The sequence below is a fragment of the Mucilaginibacter phyllosphaerae genome (genome assembly GCF_004378255.1).
Lineage (GTDB): Bacteria > Bacteroidota > Bacteroidia > Sphingobacteriales > Sphingobacteriaceae > Mucilaginibacter > Mucilaginibacter phyllosphaerae.
Window position 1 is genome coordinate 379,273 of sequence record NZ_SNQG01000002.1, and the last position, 20,888, is coordinate 400,160.

General features: G+C 45.5%; 10 protein-coding genes. All 10 read left to right on the top strand.

Annotated elements, in window-relative coordinates; translation table 11 throughout:
* The first annotated feature begins 6 nt into the window (after positions 1–6).
* The 10 genes from E2R65_RS06535 (at position 7) to E2R65_RS06580 (ending at position 20,823) form a co-directional block, all read left to right on the top strand.
* Positions 7–3,840 carry a non-ribosomal peptide synthetase gene (locus E2R65_RS06535; protein WP_134335680.1) on the top strand — a complete coding sequence of 1,278 codons (3,834 nt, stop codon included), beginning with the start codon at positions 7–9 and terminating at the stop codon, positions 3,838–3,840.
* Positions 3,833–8,467: a non-ribosomal peptide synthetase gene (locus tag E2R65_RS06540; RefSeq protein ID WP_134335681.1), complete on the top strand. Its 4,635-nt coding sequence runs from the start codon at positions 3,833–3,835 to the stop codon at positions 8,465–8,467. Before E2R65_RS06535 ends, E2R65_RS06540 begins: the two co-directional genes overlap by 8 nt.
* Positions 8,451–9,686 carry a hypothetical protein gene (locus E2R65_RS06545; protein ID WP_134335682.1) on the top strand — a complete coding sequence of 412 codons (1,236 nt, stop codon included), beginning with the start codon at positions 8,451–8,453 and terminating at the stop codon, positions 9,684–9,686. The genes E2R65_RS06540 and E2R65_RS06545 overlap by 17 nt, the downstream gene beginning before the upstream one ends.
* 5 nt (positions 9,687–9,691) lie before the next feature.
* Positions 9,692–10,726 carry a pyridoxal-phosphate dependent enzyme gene (locus E2R65_RS06550; RefSeq protein ID WP_134335683.1) on the top strand — a complete coding sequence of 345 codons (1,035 nt, stop codon included), beginning with the start codon at positions 9,692–9,694 and terminating at the stop codon, positions 10,724–10,726.
* Positions 10,716–11,678 (top strand): LLM class flavin-dependent oxidoreductase, encoded by a 963-nt coding sequence (locus E2R65_RS06555; RefSeq protein WP_158285229.1) that lies wholly within the window; start codon positions 10,716–10,718, stop codon positions 11,676–11,678. The genes E2R65_RS06550 and E2R65_RS06555 overlap by 11 nt, the downstream gene beginning before the upstream one ends.
* A 186-nt stretch (positions 11,679–11,864) precedes the next feature.
* Complete coding sequence (locus E2R65_RS06560) at positions 11,865–14,273, top strand: alpha-L-rhamnosidase-related protein (RefSeq protein WP_134335685.1); 2,409 nt, start codon at positions 11,865–11,867, stop codon at positions 14,271–14,273.
* 82 nt (positions 14,274–14,355) lie between these two features.
* Positions 14,356–14,943 carry a TetR/AcrR family transcriptional regulator gene (locus tag E2R65_RS06565; RefSeq protein ID WP_134335686.1) on the top strand — a complete coding sequence of 196 codons (588 nt, stop codon included), beginning with the start codon at positions 14,356–14,358 and terminating at the stop codon, positions 14,941–14,943.
* A 92-nt stretch (positions 14,944–15,035) separates the two neighbouring features.
* Positions 15,036–16,214, top strand: coding sequence for an efflux RND transporter periplasmic adaptor subunit (locus E2R65_RS06570; protein ID WP_134335687.1), 1,179 nt, complete (start codon positions 15,036–15,038; stop codon positions 16,212–16,214).
* Positions 16,215–16,245: 31 nt separating this feature from the next.
* Positions 16,246–19,401 carry an efflux RND transporter permease subunit gene (locus tag E2R65_RS06575; RefSeq protein WP_134335688.1) on the top strand — a complete coding sequence of 1,052 codons (3,156 nt, stop codon included), beginning with the start codon at positions 16,246–16,248 and terminating at the stop codon, positions 19,399–19,401.
* Positions 19,402–19,413: 12 nt separating this feature from the next.
* A complete protein-coding gene (locus E2R65_RS06580; protein WP_134335689.1) occupies positions 19,414–20,823 on the top strand; it encodes an efflux transporter outer membrane subunit in 1,410 nt (469 codons plus the stop codon).
* The last annotated feature ends 65 nt before the right edge of the window (positions 20,824–20,888 follow it).

The window sequence follows — 20,888 nt, forward strand, 5'->3', positions numbered from 1 at the left end:
ATTAAAATGGAAACAAGTAAAATAGCAGGGTATCCCTTAAGCCCTCAGCAAAAAGCAAATTTTACAAGCGGCGGCGTTTATCATCGTTGTTTCGCTGCCGTTCCTGGAAGGCCCGACCCCGAAAGGTTGGAAACTGCCCTGGTTGCCCTGGTGCGCAAATACGAAATATTAAGAACATATTTTGAAAAGATCCCCGGAATGGAATTTCCGGTGCAGATGATAGAGGAAGATCCCGCTCATATACCGTTGATGCCTGTTGTTGATACCAGGTTCAGGGATCTTGCCGCTATCAGATCGTTTTTAGCAGAGGATCAGTTAAACGATCTGTGGGCTGATGAGGGTTGTGGCTGGCGGTTCAGGCTGTTTCAAACGGATGTGAACGGTATGGTGCTTTTGCTGGAAATATCATCATTATTAGCTGATGCAACCGCAGCCGGAATGATAGTTGATGAATTGTGCAAACAATACGAATCTCCGGATGAAGCAAACGTTGAGATACAATATGCCGACCTATCCGGCTGGTTGAATGAGATTTTAGAAGAGAAGAACGATTACTGGCAAAAAAGAGCGCTGTTTGCTGAAAAGTCTTTGTACAAAAAAGAGCATACCGCGTGTGTGGTAAGCCTTCATTTACCTATCCATGTAGCCAAACGATTGGATAATAACTTTATTAATTGCGGTAAGGACCTTTTACTGTTTACCGTTTGGCAAAGCTTGTTGTGCCGGCTGGATCCTGATGAAAAGTGGTGCTTTTTTTATAGTACAGGCAGGAATTTGCCCGAATTGCAGCATGCCCTTGGCGCACTGGAAAAAAAGATCCCTGTAATTACACAGGGGCTTGAGGCAAGCCTGGTTAATACAGTGCTTAAGGTACACGAAAATTTAACCGAAGATCAACAATGGGAACATGACATACCGGAATACTTAGAAAAGCAGGCCGTGCATTTCCCTGGTTTCAGGTATGTTGCTAATAACAATTCAAACAGCTGGCCTATCATCGGGCAGTCGATAAATGAGTTATCAGACCGCCCGGTAATTTCTGTTTTTAAGTTGGCAGAAGGGTTTGAGATACAGCTTAGTTCTGCTTTATCAGCAACAGCGGCCAACCGCCTGCTCGACCGTTACATGATCATGCTGGATAATGCACTGCGGTTCCCGGATCAGCAGCTGAAAAATATAAAAATAACAACCGGTCAGGAGGAGCAAATGCTGCTCCGCCTGGGTAGTGGTGCCATAGCTACAGTAACTGCCGAAACACCCCAAAGCCTGCACGGGCTATTTGAATTACAGGCAAGCAATAACCCGCAAGGTATAGCGCTTAAATGCAAAAACAGGCAGCTTACCTACGGGCAGCTTAATGAAGCAGCCAACCGGCTCTCGCATTTAATTTCATCCGATGAATCTTACGTTGGTATTTATTGTGAAAGAGGGGTAGAGATGGTTATAGCGATGCTTGCTGTGCTTAAGGCCGGTGCGGCTTACGTGCCGCTCGACCCGTCGTACCCCGAAGGCAGATTATCTTACATTGCGGAGCATAGCAGATTGAAAACTATTTTGGTTTCTTCTGAAATTAATACGTTAAGCTGGTTACCGCATCGTGTTAAAACGATGCCGATAGCAACAGATGAATTATCGGGGGCTAAAGCACCTGTTAAGAGGATTATCAATCCGGCATTAGCAGCGTATGTGCTATACACGTCCGGCTCTACCGGCCAACCCAAAGGTGTGGTGGTTGAGCACCGCCAGCTGGTAAACCACATGATATGGATGCAAAAAGAGTATCAGTTTAATAAACATGATATTTTTCTGCAACGCACACCATTCGGTTTTGATGCTTCGGTATGGGAGATCTTTTCACCCCTGATAGCCGGTTCTACACTGGTGTTAATGCCGGCAGAAGACCAGCAGAATCTTCAGGCTATCGTTGGGCATATTATTCAGGAAAAGATAACAGTATTGCAGGCAGTGCCGTCTTTGCTCTCAGGGTTATTGCAAGCCGCAGGGGGCGTTTCCTTTTCATCGCTGCGTTACATGTTTTGCGGTGGGGAGCCTTTACCATTGAATTTGCGCAAAGCATTCGTCCATAATCATCAGGCAAAACTTATTAACCTATACGGCCCTACAGAATGTACCATACAGGTAAGCCATTTTGATTGCACCAAAGATGTGGGTACGGATACTGTGCCCATAGGTAAACCTATACACGGCGTGAGGCTATATGTGCTGAACGAAAGTTTGCAATTACAACCGGCAGGCGTAAAAGGAGAGCTCTATATTTCGGGTGCGGCAGTTTCACGGGGCTACCTCTATCAGCCTGTGTTAACGGCGTCTTCATTCGTTCCCGACCCGTTTGCCTCTGATAGCGGGGCGATAATGTATAAAACCGGTGATCTGGCTGCCTGGACGCAGGATGGTAACCTGGAACTTTTTGGCCGGATAGATCAGCAGGTGAAACTGCGTGGCTTCAGGATTGAACTGGGTGAGATTGAAGAAGTAATAGGGAAACACGTGGCTTTATCAAAAGTTATCACGGTAATAAACGGCACGGATGAACTGCAGCAGCTTTGCTGTTTTTACACAGCAAATAATAGCGTTAACGAACAGGAGTTACGCCAACTTGCTTCATCGCGGTTGCCTGCATATATGGTGCCTTCTGTATTTATACAGTTAACTAAAATTCCGCGCACGGTAAACGGAAAAGCCGACCGCAAGGCGCTTGCTATGATGGATCTAAACCGGTTGGGTGCCGAAAGAGCAATTGTACCTCCTGCTGATCACGTTGAATCAGAACTTTTAGAGATCTGGAAAAATCTATTGAAACGGGATAGGATAAGCGTAACCGATAATTTTTTTGAGGCAGGCGGGCATTCGTTGCTGGCTGTAAACCTCGCCTCGGCTATTCATGATAAATTAGGCCGCGACTTTAGATTGAGCGAAGTTTTTGAAGCGCCTACCATAAAAATGCAGGCATTATTAATTCAGCGCAATTCAGCACCCGCATTTTCATCTATGGTATGCCTGGCTAAAGGCGATGCCTTGTTAACGCCGGTGTTTTTTATTCATCCAACCGGCGGCTTTGTATTTTGCTACACCAAACTTGCTACCATGCTGGGCCGGCCCGTTTATGCCTTGCAGGATCCCGGCCTGTCGGGCAAAAGATCAGCTTACCATACTATCGAAGAATTAGCTTTGATCTATGCAGAAGATATAAAAAAGGTACAGGCAGAAGGGCCGTATATATTAGGAGGCTGGTCATTCGGTGGGGTTGTGGCGCTGGAGATAGCCCGCTTACTTCATGGCGAGGGAGCCGAAATAGCCCGTTTATTTTGTTTTGACAGTTATGCCCCCCTGGATAAAAAGCCGCAACCTAATGACGGCCAACTGATGGTTTCTATTGCAAAGTTACTGGCTGATATGAACGGCACAACACTTTGCAGGCATGTTGAAGAATTGATCGCAAGGAATGAAAATAACAGTTCGTTCAGCATGTTATTAAAGCTTGCCATAGATGTAAAATTACTTGCTGCAAATGCCACAGAAAAAGATGTAGAAACACTTGTTGACGTTTTCAGGGCGAATGTTTATGCAATGAATGAATACCAATGCAAAGCACATCCGTTTGAAATGCATTTGTTTGAACCAAAAGAAGGAGTGCCTGAGAACCTGAGCGATGCCGCTTTCCGCCGGGCGGGTGCAACGGCGGCAAACAACTGGCAGGAGTGTGGCGCCGTTACCGTTCATCCTGCGGAGGGGCATCATTTAAATATGCTGTCAGAAACCCATATCCATACTATTGCTGCCCAACTTAACAACCTATTAAACGCTGCCGACCGTGAATAAAAGTATCGAAGCTATATTCCCGCTTACCCCAATGCAACAGGGGATGCTTTTTCATTCTATTATAGATGAAAACCAAACTGCGTATTTTCAGCAGGTACATTGTTGTTTTGAGGGTAAGGCGGATCCGGATATAATTAAACAGGCCTGGAAGGTACTGCTGCAAAGGCACGAAGTTTTGCGGTCTTCGTTTTACTGGGAGTTGCAAAAAGAGTCGATGCAGGTGATCATGCAGCATGCAGAGGTGCCTGTAACCGTGATGGACTGGACTGATAAAAATGAAACGGACAAGCAGCATGCGATGGAAGAGTTGCTTGCCACCGACAGAAAGAAAACCTTTAAACTCGACCAAGCGCCGCTAATGCGTCTTATGGTTGTTCAGCTTGATACTGTGCATTTCGACCTGATCTGGTCTCATCATCACCTTTTGGTAGATGGCTGGTCTACAGGTATTATTTTTCAGGAGTTTCAGCAGATCTATCAGTCGCTGGTTACCGGTGATACGCCTAAGTTACCGGTAGTTCGTCCCTATAAAAACTACATCAGCTGGCTTTCGTCACTTGATGAAGAAAAGGCAAAAAAATTCTGGGCCGGTTATTTAAAGGGCCTGTCGGGCGCAACCCCGCTTCCCGAAGACCTTAAAGATACCGGTACAACACCTGTAGAAACAGCATATCACATCCCCTATACATTAACGGATGATATAAAGCGGTTTGCAAGGGAGAGTGAGATTACAGTTAATGTATTACTGCTTTCCTGCTGGGCATTACTGTTAAGCCGTTACACGGCTTCAGATGATATCAGCTTTGGTATCACCGTGGCCGGCCGTCATCCCGACCTGCCGGGCATAGAAAGCAAGGTTGGTTTGTTTATTAACTCTGTACCTGTAAGGATAGGCGTCAATTCAAACGAACGGCTATCTGCCTGGCTAAAACAGGTTCAGCAAAACTTACACTCGGTTCAGGAGTTTGGGTATTCGTCACTCAGCGAGATCAAGAGGTGCAGCCAATTGCCTGCTACTTCGCCTTTGTTCGAGTCGTTATTTGTATTTGAGAATTACCCGGTTTCTGCTATGCAGGCACAGGCCTTTGGCGGTATCAAGCTAAAAAAAGCCGTTATTCATGAGCGTACCAACTATCCTTTAACTTTGGTAGTAGAGCCGGGAGAGGATGAATTTGTATTGCGTGCACTGTTCCAGCCGGGCCGCATCCCCGAAAAAAATATGCAGCAGATTTTGCATAGCCTGGTGCAGTTAATAACTCATGTGGTTGCTGCCGGCAAGTTTGCGCACCAAACGTTTATCGGCAACATACCGATGGTTGATGAGTTGACCCGGAAAAAAATAGCGTATGAATGGAACCATACGGAGTTTGAATACAATAAACAACAATGCATTCATACCCTGTTCGAGATCCAGGCAAACAAAACACCTAACAATATCGCCATTACCGGGAGCAGAGGCGCGTTAAGCTACCTGCAAACCAATATTGCTGCCAACCGGATAGCAAACAGGCTGATCAAAAAAGGTGCTGGTAAAAATAAATATATAGGCGTTTACTTTAGCCGGGGTATAGAAATGATACCGGCTTTACTGGGCATACTTAAAACCGGTGCGGCTTATGTACCCATCGACCTGAGCAATCCTGTAAACCGCGTTGCCCACATTATTGCCAGTTTAAATATTGATTTAATAATAACACAGCATAAGCATAGCGAATATCTTTTAAAAACGGATGCCATTACAGCCAAGCGTTTGATCCTGCTGGATGAATTTGCGGAGATCATTTTGCCCGAAGATGAAAGGCTTGATACGATATGTGATAACGAAGTAAATCCGGATGTAGTTGTATCCGCTGATGATGAAGCCTATGTTATTTTCACCTCGGGTTCTACCGGTACGCCCAAGGGGGTAACGGTTACCCACAAACCGGTTATTAACCTGATAGAATGGGTAAATAACAAATTTAACATTACAGCAAGCGACAGGGTATTATTTATTACTTCGTTAAGTTTCGATCTTTCGGTTTATGATATTTTCGGGTTTTTAGCTGCAGGGGCTTCTGTAAGGGTGGTTGCAGATGATGCTATCCGCGAACCGGCAGAACTGGTAAAGATTTTAACTGCCGAACCGATAACCTTTTGGGATTCGGCACCGGCCGCGCTTAACCAGTTAGTGCCGTTTTTACCGGAGTTTAAGGTCGAATCAAAGCTTAGGCTGATCTTTCAAAGCGGGGACTGGATCCCCATTAATTTGCCCGACAGGATCAGGCAGACTTTTCCTTTAGTTGAATTCGTTTCACTTGGCGGGGCCACCGAAGCAACGGTATGGTCTAATTATTTTGTGGTTGATCATATCAACCCGAAATGGAAGAGCATACCTTATGGTAAACCTATTCAAAATGCCAGGTATTATGTGCTTGACCATGCACTGAACGTTTGTGCCATAGGTATCCCGGGTAACTTATATATAGGCGGCGATTGCCTGTTTTCGCATTATGCCAATTCGCCCCGGTTAACGGCACAAAAACTGATTCCCGACCCCTTTAGTACAGCGCCGGGCAGCCGCCTGTATGATACAGGGGATATGGCCAGGTTCTATCCGGATGGCAACATTGAATTTTTGGGCCGTAAAGATAAGCAGGTAAAGGTAAGAGGTTATAGAATTGAATTGGGCGAGATAGAAACGGCACTCTCCAGATACAAAACAGTGGTTTCTGCCATCGCTGTTCTTAAAACGGATAGCAGCGGGCAAAAGCAGATCATAGCTTACGTTATTCAGAACGGGGTACATACATCTGTTGCCGATTTTAAAGAATGGCTAAGGGCTTATCTGCCCGAGTATATGCTGCCTGCAAATATTGTGCATCTGCCTATTTTCCCGGTTACTGCCAACGGCAAGCTGGATATAAATGCCCTGCCGATGCCCGAAACAGATCCCGGCTCTTTTGCGAATACCCGCAAGCAATTGAATATGGTAGAAGACCTGTTGTGGCAAAACTGGACAGAACTGTTGGGCAAAGCGCCGGCAGACATCCGTTCGGACTTTTTTGAATCGGGCGGGCATTCCCTGTTAGCAACCAGGCTGATAGCCAGGCTCCGGATCCCCTTAGCCATAGAAATACCGGTACAAAGTGTTTTTGATCACCCGGTGCTGGAAGATCTTGCCAAAAATATTACGCAGCTATTGGCAAAAAAATCAATTGTAAACAAACCGGAGTGGGAAAAAGTAACCCCGACCGATTATCTGGATCTTTCTTTTGCACAGGAGCGTTTATGGTTTCTATACCTGCTAAAACCAGGCAGTGCTTTCTATAACGTGCCTTTAACCGTTAAGCTGAAGGGGGAATTAAATATTAAGGCCCTGCAAGGCGCTGTTAACAGCCTGGTAGCCCGCCATGATATCCTCAGAACATCTTATCACCTAATTGATGGAAAGGGCAAACAAAAGGTTCATGATGCTATAGCGGTGCCTCTATTGTTTTTAGACCGGTCGGCAACAAATGATCCGGAAAGTGAAGCATTGCAGAATTTGAACGATCAGGGCAAGCTTCCTTTCGATCTAAGCAGTGGCCAGGTGCTGCGGGGGATAATTGTTAAAACAGAAGATGATGAGCATTATTTTCAGCTCACTTTTCACCATATCGTATCAGATGGATGGTCTATCGGCATTATTGCGCAGGAGGTAGGCGAATTTTACAGGAATCACCTGGAAAAGATCACCCCCAAAACAATACCGCTTAACTATCAGTATGCCGATTTTTCTGTATGGCAAAGGCAGCTGTTTGAAAGCGGCGGCCTGGGCGGGCAGATCAGTTACTGGCGGGATAAGCTTGAAGACTTTGCCATTTTAAAATTACCTGCATCTCCCCATTGCTGCGCTACGCAAACGGGCAGCAATGTATTCAGGGCCATACTCGAAACTAAGGAAGCGGATGCTGTAAAAAGCTTGGCCGTTACAAACGGGTGCACCGTATTTATGGCTTTACTATCCATATTTAATGCTACGCTGCATCTTATTACCCATCAGGAGGATATTGTGATAGGTACCGATATCGCCTGCCGTACAGATGTAAATACCGAAAACCTTATCGGGTTTTTTGTGAACCAGATAGTTTTACGGAGTGACCTTGCCGGTAACCCTTCGTTTAAAAGCATGCTGAAGCAGGCGCGTAAGGTAACGCTGGATGCTTACCAAAACCAGGACCTGCCTTTTGAAAAACTGGTGCAATACCTTAATCCCGAACGGCACGAGGGGCAAATGCCGTTTTTTCAGGTAAAGCTGGTTTTGCAGAATAACCTGGCTGCAGAGCTTGATCTGCCTGAATTGCAGGCCGAGCCGGTGAACGTAGCTACTGAAGCTTCTAAATACGATCTGCTGGTGACATTTGAAGAAGTCAAAAACTTTACGGTTAATATGGAATATAACCGTGCCCTGTATGATGAACAACTGATAGCGCGCTGGTGGGGATATTTTAAGCGTATTATAAGCTTAGTTACAGATCGCACTGATATCACACTTTCAGAATTGAAAAAAAGTATAATGGAAACATCTTCCGGCAATACCGACCAGATAAAAAGAAGAGAAGGTTTATTAAAATTATCAGCACTCAGAAATGCCGAACGCAATTAAAAACGAATCAGAGCTACGCCCGCAGGTAATTTGGGAATTAAACAAGAATAAGCCCGGTTTGATGGATGAACTGCAGGCTGTTTTGCCCGGCATTAAGCAGCATTACCAGCGGGTGATGGAGTCCATTGGTGAAGAAGTTGGGCTTGATCCTTTTAAGGCTAAATCATCTGTTCGCCCGATAAGGCACCTTCGGGCCTGGTATGATCGTTTGGACGGATCGGGTGTTATCGCCGTAAAGGGTACAGAGATCATTCATCAGCACATACCCAAAAAATTGAATATGCTGAAGCAACTGCGCGTAGATTATCCGTCCCGCGGCAGGTCTTTATTTTCGGTGCTGGAGCATTTTCCAATTGTGGAGCAAAAGATCCCGATGGCGGTTACCGTAGAGGAATGCATGCAGGATATGGAGAATGCGTTAGCTTTTCAATCAGAGCATATCCGGCTGTTTAAAAAGCTGGCCCATTGCCCGCTGCCCCTTGCCATATTTAAATGGACCGAAACACAGCAGGCGGCATTTATGAATATTTTGCTGCCCCTGTTATCTGGCAGGTCATCACAGATAGTGCAATACGCTTCCTCAAAAGGGCTGGGCGGTATGTTATATTACTACCCGCAATTACCCATCCGGGTGGCCCATATCGATCTGGAATGGCAGCTGCCGGATAACGACTACCAGGGCAGGCTAAAAAAGATAAAAGATAATTGCGACCCTGCATCTGCAGTTAATACATGGGTAGATAATTTAGCCCGGATGCTGGTTTGTAAAATGATGCCCGGCAGTATAGAAAGCATAGGAGCAGGGCATTGCCTGGAAGCACAGAATGCAGTAGTAGATGGTGGTTTTGTAGACTTAGGGTCGATGAAAAAGTTTGAAGACATCTCCACAGCGCAGGAGTTTACAGAAACCCTATCGGCTGCCATCATCGATCTCTCCAATACTATCAGAATGTTTCTTGCAGGCAGGCTGGCAGACCCGGTTGCCGAGTATCGTAACCCATCTGTCATGATGCTTCATACAACATTTTTGGTTTATACCAGCCTGTTCAAAAGCCTCCGGTCGTACCAGCAGGAAATTACATTGGATGCCAGGTTGGCGGCATTTTTAGATCAGCAGTCGCTGTTCCAGGATCTGGATAAAACGTACAGCGCGCTTTATCCTAAACATGACATCAATATTGCTCATAATAAACCAGGCTCAAACGGAACATCATTATAAAAAATATGGAAACGCAAACATTAACCGGCAAAAGGGCACTTTTTAAGCATATGCCCGGCTTAAGCTCAATTGTGCAGCCGTTAGATATTCTGCAGCTTCCGAGCCCGGTAAAAGAAGAAAAAGAATTAGCCGCCCTATGGTCTCTTCAATCACTTCATGTGAAAAGAGACGACCTGGTTTGCGATATTTATGGAGGGAGCAAGGCGCGGATGCTCGAATATTTTTTTGCACGTGCGCAGGCGCAAAAAAAAGATGCGGTAGCATCCATGGGGCCCTATGTTAGTCACCAGTTTTTAGGGATAAGCGCTTTTGCAAAAGCTTTGGGCTATCGCAGCCTGGGTGTGCTTGCGCCCCAGCCCGCGCATCAAGAGATTGATCATTATAAAGAAATGTATGAGCAGGCCGGTGCAAGCACCATCAGGTGCAAGCATTACATCAACATACCGTCGGCTTATTTAAAAACCCGGTTAAATGGTTTCCCCGGTAAGTTACCCTATTGGATCCCGGCCGGCGGGAACAGCGCCTACGGTGTTATAGCCCTTGTTGATGCCGCATTTGAATTTGTGAGGCAGGTAAAAGAAGGTATTTTACCGATGCCGCAGGATATTGTTGTGCCAACCGGTACATGCGCCACAGCTGCCGGCCTGTATCTGGGTTTTTCTATCCTTAAATTCCCGGTGAGGCTGGTTGCTGTAAGAATGGTGCCCATGACCTGGACAAGTGCTGCTAAACTTAAAACAACAGCCAAAAAAGGTTTAGCACTTTTGCGCAAGGCCGGGTTTAAGGATGAGGTGCAATGGGGCGAATTATTATGGCTGAATGATTATGCCGGGCCGGGTTATGGCGAGATCAATCCGCTTGCATCGGCTGCGATGGGTGATGTGCAGCAGCACGGCAGTTTCAGAACAGAGATCACCTATACCGGGAAAACACTGGCCGTTTTTAAAAACCCTTTGCTGCACAGCAGGCGTGTTGTTTTTTGGAATACGTATAGCGCCATCAATCCGGGTGAAAAGTTGGAGGCGGGTTATGGATTATAGATCTTCGCCAATTACTTTAGGTATTTTAGATACAGGCTTTATTACGCCCGGCAAAAGCGCTCACGAAATATTAACCGAAACTTGGTACTGTGTGCAAAAGGCAGAAGCCGCAGGTTACACCAGGTATTGGCTGAGCGAGCACCATGATACCCACTACGCCTGGACCCGCCCTGCACTGGTTATTCCTTATTTGGGTTCGGCAACAAGCCACATCAGGTTGGGCACCGCAGCCATATTATTAGGTTTATATCCGGCATTGCAGATAGCCGAGGACTACCGCGTTTTAGAAGCCATTTTTCCGGGCCGTATTGATTATGGCATCTGCTCTGCATCCCCGGCATCAGATACCATGAGGCATGCTTTAGTTAATGGCGAAAAGCTAACCATGGCAGAAATATCACAAAGATTTGAACCCAAACTGAAAGAACTGCACAGCTACCTTCATAATGAGTTTGCCGAAAATGATATTTTTTGCAAAGGCGCAACCCCGGTAATAAAGCCGGGCAATACAACTTGGGTAATGGGCACCGGGAAAAACTCGGCGCTGCTTGCCGCAAAAAATAGCTGTGCGTTCTCTTATTCGTTATTTCACCGCTTTAGCCTGCAGGATGCAGAGGTGCCATTGGCCTATGGCTCATCTTTTTTACCCGGTATTGGGCGCACGCAGGCTTTATCTAACATTGCTATCTCGGTAATTTGTGCAGCAACACATGCGGAAGCTATGGCACAAAAAGAATGGATAGAATCTGTTCAGTCAGATTTCCAGATCAACGTATTTGGCGATGCGCAAAGCTGTGCGCTACAAATAGCAGCGCTTTGTGCAAAGTTTAAAACAACCGAAGTTGTTGTTTTTATGATGTGGCATCTATTCGAGAAGAAACTTGCGGCTATTGATCTGCTGGCAAAGGCAATGAATAACCAGCAGATTAACCGGTCTGCGGTATTTGCCTGATCGTTTGGTGCGCTTAACTGCCTGTTTTTATGTCATTTTATACAAGTGATATGTCATTTTAGTCGTGCTTTTTTCTTTATGCTGATTTATATTTGATTTTGATAATCAGCTTAAGATCTGCATCGCGCCGCATTGTTTTTTGATGAATAATTAGCAGATACCTACAGCATCAACTTAAACAAAAGCATGTACAAACCTAATTTCAGAGTAGCCTATGCAGGCATAGTGTCATTGCTGCTCACTGCTTCGCTGTTTGCTGGCGCGCAAGACAGGGTGTCAAGGATTCTTGATAAAAACTATATCTGGAATGTGCAGGATACTACAAAAAGGGGGGATCTGCATGTAGTTTTCAGGAAAAACTTTAAGCTTGCTGCTATAAATGCTTCTGCAACGCTTAACATGTTTGCCTATAACCGTTTCGCTGTTTTTATTAATGGTAAATATTTAATGCGCGGGCCTGTACGTTTCGAAAATAAGGGGCCGGGCTATGCCAGCATCAACATATCATCTTATTTAAAAAAAGGTAATAATACCATTGCTGTTATTGTACACCGGTTTGACCACACGGGGCAAATTATGGCCCACGAGGCTGGTTTTACCGCGCTGATAGAACCTGACGGTGCAAAAGGCAGGCAAATAAAAACGGATGCCGGTTGGAAGGCGGCCACAGAACAATCTTATTTAACCCGCCCGTTTGCCTGGTCTTCTATCCGCGAGAATGTAGACGCCCGTAAAATGCCTGCCGGATATACTTCCGGCATTTTTAACGATCAAAAATGGGCGAATGCGGTTATGGTTAAAAACCTGCAGAATTTTGCACCGCTCCACAAGCAGGAGCTTCCCTTTCAGCAGGAAACGGTGATCGGTAATTTGATCATTAATGGTAAGCCTGCAGCCGGGCAGCTGCCGTTAACCATAAAAAAAGGCGATACGCTTAAAGTAAGCCTGCCTGATTATTCCCAGGCCTATGTAAGTGCAGATCTGGATAGTGAGCCCGGGGCTGTTTTACGCATGTTTGATAAAGATGGCGAACTGAATAATTCTTACACCACACGCAGCGGTGTACAGCATTACACAAGTTTTGATACTTACGGCATAAAACATTTTATTATATACGCAGAAAGCGGCAACATTAAGTTAAACCAGCTTAAAATGGTTGAAAGGGTGTACCCTTTTAAACGCGTAGGAAGCTTTGAAAGCAGCGACCCGATGCTCAATAAAATTTGGGACAGGCTTACCCGGTCGTTACAGATATTGAGTGAAGATGCTTATGATGATTGTGCCGACCGCGAACGCGTGGAATGGATGGATTGCGACCCGCCTGCCTTTGATGTAACCCGTACCACGATGCAAGGCCCGGATCTTAACGGTAAAAAAATGTATGCCGACGCCCGTTTGTTAAAAGAAATGCTGCGCCGTACCGCATTAAGCCAGCAGCCTGATGGCCGGGTTAAAGCCCATACCTGCTCAGACAGATGGGATATTCACGGCTACATGGAAGACCGTACGTGCGATTGGGTTGAAGGTGTAAGAAGATATTATGAAAGCACGGGTGATAAAGCCTTTATTAAGGAAGTATGGCTGCCCGTAACAAAGCAGTTAAACTGGTTTTTGGCACGCCGTACAGAGCGCGGATTAGTTAAAGCCCGCGAGTGGGAGGTATCCAGTAACCCTTTATGTTACCTGGTTTGCGAGGGCACGGGTTTAAACTCATTTATATATAAAGCGCTTGCAGATGCTGCATACCTTGGGAAAGAAATAGGGCAAAATAAAGAAGCGGTATTTTTTGCGGGTGAGGCTGAAAAACTAAGGGCGGCGATTAACAAACATTTATGGGATAAAACCAGCGGAACCTATTACAGCGCTTATGTAGATGATGAGGATGCTGCTAAAAAACTGTTGGCGAAAAAAATTCTGTCGGACAAGCGAAAGCAGGTAAGCTTTACAAACGGTTACGCCGAGCCAACATTTGAGGCCGCCATTTTTGCTGTTGACCAGCAGGTAGTACCGGCTGCGCGCTTAGATAGCGTAAAGCGGTTTTTGAATGGTAAATGGGACAAGCCGTATTGTTTTATGACCTATTACTACAGTTTTAAACAGATGTATGCAGAGGGGAGTAATCAAACAGATGAAAAGATCCTGGATATGATTCGCGAAAGGTGGAAGCTTATGCTGGATCATGACTGGCAAACCGCCTGGGAACATTATTATGAAGATGGAAGTAAAGTGCATATCTATGGGATATTACCGGCTTACTTTTTCAGTTCGTATGTTTTAGGGGTGAGGACGGACGGGCCGGTGTGGAATAAAAAGATAATAATTGACCCCAGATTAGGTAGCCTGAAGTATGCTAACGGTGTTGTAATAACAGAATTTGGTAAAGTTGCCGTTAACTGGGTAAAAACAAAAACCGGGATGAAGTTTACTGTAGATGTGCCCAAAGGAGTTACCGCCCAGCTTAAATTAAATGCCGAAGATAAGTTGGCTGATTTTTATTTAAACAATGAAAAAGGAGACCTTAAAAAAATAGCTGGCCGGTATGTAACAGATCTACACAGCGGTAAGTATTCCGGAGAGATCACCTACATCCATTAAAATGTTATTTGTATGACAAGTAATTAAATATTTCGGCTTTATATTTGTCTGACTAAAATGTCAAACAAATAAGTAAGTTAAAATGGCTATCAGAGATACAGGTACCGAGCAGTTGATTAAAGATACCGCTATGCGTATATTTTTTGCCGAAGGTAAATTTAACGCCACCACCCAGGATATAGCCGATGCAGCCGGCGTGGCGCGCACGGTTATCAATTATTATTTCCGGTCTAAGGATGCCCTGTTTAAACTGGTTTTTAAGGAAGCTATGGATGATACGAAACGCAGGCTGGATGAAGTGTTGCTTTCTTCAATGCCCTTTAAAAAAAAGGTTGTAACATTTATAGACGTTTTTTTTATAGAACTGAACAAGTATCCCTACAAAGAATCATTTATGATCAGCGAGATCAACTCACAATCTTTTGTTATGCCTGATGATAGGCATTCGGCAGCACTCGAACCTTTTTTTAAAGAAATAAAGCAGGCAATGGATATGGGTGAAGTACGCAAAATGCTACCCATTAACTTTGTACTTAATCTTTTCTCATTAATAGCTTATCCTTTACTTACACGCCCCTTGTTTAAACATATGCTGGAAATTCCTGATGCTAAGTTTGAGCAGCTGATGCAGGAGCGGAAGAAAATGATTTTAGAACTGCTGTTCATTTAAATTTTTTTGCTCAAAAACTGACGCTTATGTCAAACTTTTAAGTCAGTATTAAATATATTCAAATTACAAAAACTCAATTAAAACAATAACAAATGAAAACGCAAATCCCCAAATATCTTGCTATTGCAAGTACGTTTACTTTATTCCTGGCAGCTTGCGGCGGGTCGCAACAGCAGGCAGGGGCACCTGGCGCGCCGGGTGCTGCACAACCGCCGGCAGGCTATCCGGTGTTTACTGTATCGGCACAAAATGCAACCTTAAATACCGACTATCCGGCCACCATACAAGGCGTACAGAATATAGAGATCCGCCCGAAAGTTGATGGTTATGTGGAAGCTATTTACGTAGATGAAGGTTCGGTAGTGAAAAAAGGCCAATTGCTTTTTAAACTGAATGCGCCGCAATACCGGCAGGATGTAAACAACGCAGCAGCTGCCATCAACAGCGCCGAGGCCGATGTAAACAGCGCCCGCCTGCAGGTTAATAAAACCAAACCCCTTGTTGAAAAGGATATCATCAGCCATTACGAACTGGAAACAGATGTGTTTACACTGAACACCAAGATAGCGGCTTTGGCCCAGGCACGTACAACCCTGGCAAATGCCAAAACTAATTTAGGTTATACCACCATTACCAGCCCGGTTAACGGTGTTATCGGCTCCATACCTTATAAAATAGGGAGCCTGGTAACCGGTACCACTACTAACCCGCTAACTACGGTATCAAACATTGGTAAAGTGTATGCTTATTTCTCGTTGAATGAAAAACAGTTGCTGGAATTTTCCAGAACGGTAAAGGGGAATACGATTAAACAAAAAATAGCCAATACACCTGCCGTGTCGCTTATCCTGTCAGACGGATCTGCATATTCGGAACAAGGCAGGATCGAAACCATCGCGGGCTTAATTGATACCGAAACTGGTTCGGCCAGTTTCCGTGCCGCTTTCCCAAACCCTGTAGGCTTACTGCGCAGCGGGGGCAGCGCTACCGTGCGCATCCCGCAGCAGGTTAAGGATGGTATATTAATTCCGCAGCGTTCTGCCTATGAATTGCAGGGTAAGCATTTTGTTTACGTAGTTGATAAAACCGACGTGGTTAAAAGCGTGGAAGTGAAAATTATGGAGCTTGCCGCCGGGCAGTACTACGTAGTAACGGGCGGACTTAAAGTTGGCGACCGCGTGGTTTACGATGGCAATATTTCTCTTAAGGATGCTGCCAAAATAAAGCCTGAAGCCATGGCCGCCGATAAAGTTTACGAGGACCTGAAGTAACGATATTTTAACATTCACAACAACCAACATTATGTTACGTAAATTCATAGAACGGCCGGTTCTCTCAACCGTTATATCGGTCATAATAGTTATACTGGGTGTGCTGGGGCTTACCTCGCTGCCTATCTCTCAATACCCCGAAATTGCACCCCCAACTGTACAAGTATCTGCTTCGTACCAGGGTGCCAATGCCGATGTGGTGATGAGCAGCGTAATTGTGCCGCTGGAAGAGCAGATAAACGGCGTAGAGAACATGACCTACATGACCTCTACCGCAAATAACGACGGTACAGCATCTATTACCGTTTATTTTAAACTGGGTACCGACCCCGATCTGGCAGCGGTGAACGTACAAAACCGGGTATCAAAAGCTAACAGCCTGTTGCCGGCCGAGGTAACCAAGGCGGGTGTTACTACCAGTAAGCGCCAAAGCAGTATGGCAATGATATTTTCTATCTACAGTGATAACAAATCATTCGACCAGACCTTTCTGCAAAACTATGCCAATATAAACCTGCTGCCGCAAATAAAGCGTATTAGCGGTGTAGGTGATGCCAGCGTATTTGGCACACGCGATTACTCTATGCGCATCTGGTTAAAGCCCGATGTAATGGCCACTTACGGCCTTATTCCGGATGATATTAATACAGCTCTGGCCGAGCAGAACGTGGAGGCAGCTCCCGGTAAATTTGGCGAAAACAGCGGCCAGTCTTTTCAGTACACTATCAAGTATAAGGGCCGCCTTAAATCGGTTACCGAGTTTAATAACATCGTTATCCGGGCTACCACCGGCGGGCAGGTTTTGCGTTTAAAAGATGTAGCCCGTGTGGAGTTGGGCTCGCAAACTTACTCGGGCAGCAGTAAAACAAATGGTAAGGCATCTATCGGTATCTCCATTTATCAAACCGCAGGCTCAAACGCCAACGAACTGATCAAACAACTGGAAAAAACCATCGAGGCTTCATCTAAAAACTTTCCTCCGGGCGTAAAATACACATCCCTGCTCAATGCAAACGACTTTTTGGATGCTTCTATCGAAAAAGTGATCCACACCCTGATAGAAGCTTTTATCCTGGTATTTATTGTGGTGTTTATCTTCTTGCAGGATTTCAGATCCACCCTTATCCCGGCCATTGCCGTGCCGGTAGCCATTGTGGGCACTTTCTTCTTTTTAAACCTGTTTGGGTTTACAATTAACCTGCTTACACTGTTTGCCCTGGTGCTGGCCATTGGTATTGTGGTAGATGATGCCATTGTAGTAGTAGAGGCCGTGCACGCCAAGCTGGATGCAGGTGCCAAATCTGCCAAGGGCGCAACGATAGAAGCCATGAATGATATCAGCGGGGCCATCGTTTCTATTACCCTGGTAATGGCGGCGGTGTTTGTCCCGGTATCGTTTATCAGCGGTTCGGCAGGGGTGTTCTACAAGCAATTTGGTTTAACACTGGCTATAGCAATTATTATATCGGCAGTTAATGCATTAACATTAAGCCCTGCTTTATGTGCGTTGTTTTTAAAACCCCACGTAACAGATGAGAAGCATAAAACTACCTACCTGCAGCGTTTTTACGATGCCTTTAACACCTCGTTTGAAACCGTAACCCATAAATACAAAAGATCGGTTAGTTTTTTAATTGGTAAAAAATGGCTGGCCGGTTTGGGTATTGTTGTTTTTGCTGCCATATTTTATTTCCTGTTAAAAACTACTGCAACAAGCTTTGTACCTAATGAGGACCAGGGCGTACTGTTTGGTAACATCAGCTTGCCTGCCGGCTCATCATTAGAGCGCACAGCAGTAGTAACCGAAGAGGTAGATGCCATTATTCGTAAACTGCCCGAAGTGCAAACCACTTTACGTATTACCGGCCAAAATTTTATTGCAGGTGCGGGCGGCTCCTACGGCATGATCGTGGTTAAACTAAAGCCCTGGGACAAGCGTGGCGGCAAAGGGCAGGACCTGAACAGCCTTACCGGGAAACTTTTCGGGATGACAGCCGGCATCAAAAACGCACAGATAATTTTCTTTGCACCGCCAACTTTGCAGGGCTTTGGTACCAGCAGTGGCTTTGAATTTCAATTACAGGATAAAACGGGTGGCGATGTCAGTAAATTTAGTGCGGTGAGCGGTAAGTTTTTGGCGGCACTAAATCAGCGGCCCGAAGTTTTGTATGCAGCTACTTCGTTCAATACCAATTTTCCGCAATACCAGGTTGATGTTGACGTGGCCAAAACCAAGGCGGCCGGTTTAAGTGTAAATACCGTGTTGGGCACACTGCAGGGCTATTATGGCGGTTTGTATGCCTCAAATTTTAACGAGTTTGGCAAACAATACAGGGTAATGATACAGGCCGATAATAGCTACCGGGCAACACCCGAAAGCCTGAACAATATTTATGTAAGGAATGCCGGCAACACGATGGCCCCGATATCTGAATTTGTAAGCCTTAAACGGGTTTACGGCCCCGAAGCGATCAACCGTTTTAACCTGTTTACAGCTATAGCCGTGCAGGGTTCGCCAAAGCCTGGCTACAGCTCTGGTGATGCCATTAAGGCAATTGACGAGGTGGCGGCACAAACTTTACCGGCAGGCTACAGCTACGAATATTCGGGCCTAACCCGCGAAGAGTTATCCAGCGGCAGCCAAACCATTTATATATTTATGCTGTGCTTAATATTTGTTTACTTTTTATTAAGTGCACAGTACGAGAGCTATATTCTGCCTTTTGCCGTATTGCTTTCGCTGCCGATAGGTTTGGCCGGTGCATTCATTTTTGCCAAAATATTCGGGGTGCAAAACAACATCTATTTACAGATCACCCTGATTATGCTACTCGGCTTACTGGCCAAAAATGCCATCCTGATAGTAGAATTTGCGGTTGCCAGGCGCAAGCACGGCCTGGGCATAATAGAAGCTGCCATTGAAGGGGCGATTGCCCGTTTAAGGCCTATTTTAATGACTTCCTTCGCATTTATTCTGGGTTTGATGCCACTGATGTTTGCATCGGGCGCGGGTGCCATAGGCAACCGGTCTATTGGTACGGGCGCCGTTGGTGGGATGCTGATAGGCACCTTGTTCGGGGTGTTCGTGATCCCGGTATTGTTCGTCATTTTCCAGGCCCTGCAAGAAAAAGTAACCGGGAAGCCAACAGATGCCGAGAGCGAAGTTACAGGCCAGCCAACCACCTAATATAGATCAATCATGAAAACAATAAATAAAGCATATATCACTTTAGGATTAGCCGGCTTGTTAGCCCTGGCATCCTGCAAAGTAACCCAAACCTATAAACGCCCGGATAATTTAAAAGCCGGAAGCTTGTATCGCGACAGCTCAGGGGCAGATACCACAACTATGGCCAGCCTGCCCTGGAGAACGCTGTTTGCAGATACTATTTTACAGGGTTTGATACAGGAAGGTATCAACAATAATCTCGACCTGAAAACAGCCGTACTTAAAATAGCAGAATCGGCAGCTACCCTGCAATCCAGTAAAATGGCTTATCTGCCATCTCTTGATGTAAGTTTACAGGCCACAAAAGCCAAATCATCGCAGGCGGCTTTAAATTTCCCTGCAGGTATAGGTATCAACTTAAATACCGTTACTTACCAGGCATCGTTAAATGCAAGCTGGGAGGTAAACGTTTGGGGGCAGTTAAGCAGTTTAAAGCGCCAGGCATTAGCCAATTTTTTACAAAGCGACGCAGCTAAACGTGCCGTGCAAACACAGCTGATAGCTGATATTGCCAACAATTACTATAACCTGCTCTCGTATGATCAGCAATTGCAGATAACCGAAGAAACGGTAAAAAACAGGATAAAGGACGTAGCCACCATGAAAGACCTTAAGGAAGGTGCTATTGTTAACGGTGCAGCGGTAGTACAAAGTGAAGCCAATCGCTACGCAGCAGAAGTGTCTATCCCCGATCTTAAACAAAGTATCCGCGAAACAGAAAACGCTTTATGCATATTGCTGGCCCGCGCGCCCGGCCCAATCAAAAGGGCTACGCTTGCCGGCCAGGTGCCGGTAACCCAATTAAGCACCGGGCTTTCTGCCCAGCTGTTAAGCAACCGCCCGGATGTGCAGGAATCAGAGTATGCGTTTCGGTCTGCATTTGAAAACACCAATGTGGCGCACTCTTACTTTTACCCAACGTTTAGTATTACTGCAAGCGGCGGTTTATCAAGCTTACAGCTAAAAAACTTTTTTAATAACTCTGTTTTTTATAACCTGGTGGGCGGGCTAACGCAGCCAATATTTAACAAAGGGCAAAATAAAGCCCGTTACCGTATTGCGCAGGCACAGCAGCTGGAGGCCTTTAATACATTTCAGCAAAAGCTGCTAACCGCAGGGCAGGAGGTATCTAACGCCTTATATGCTTACCAAACCGCAGTTGCCAAGCATGATCTGAGGGCCAAACAAATTGCAGCGTTAGAAAAATCGGTAAGTTATACCAATGAATTACTGCGTTATAACTCGTCTACCAACTACACCGATGTTTTAACATCCGAGCAAAGCTTACTTGCCGCCCAGTTAAGCGGCGTTAGCGACCGTTTGCAGCAACTGCAGGCTGCCGTTAATTTATACAAAGCATTAGGTGGTGGCTGGCGATAGTATCAGATCGATCGGTTCCAATATCCATAAATCATGACAAAGCTCCGTAAAAATGCGGGGCTTTG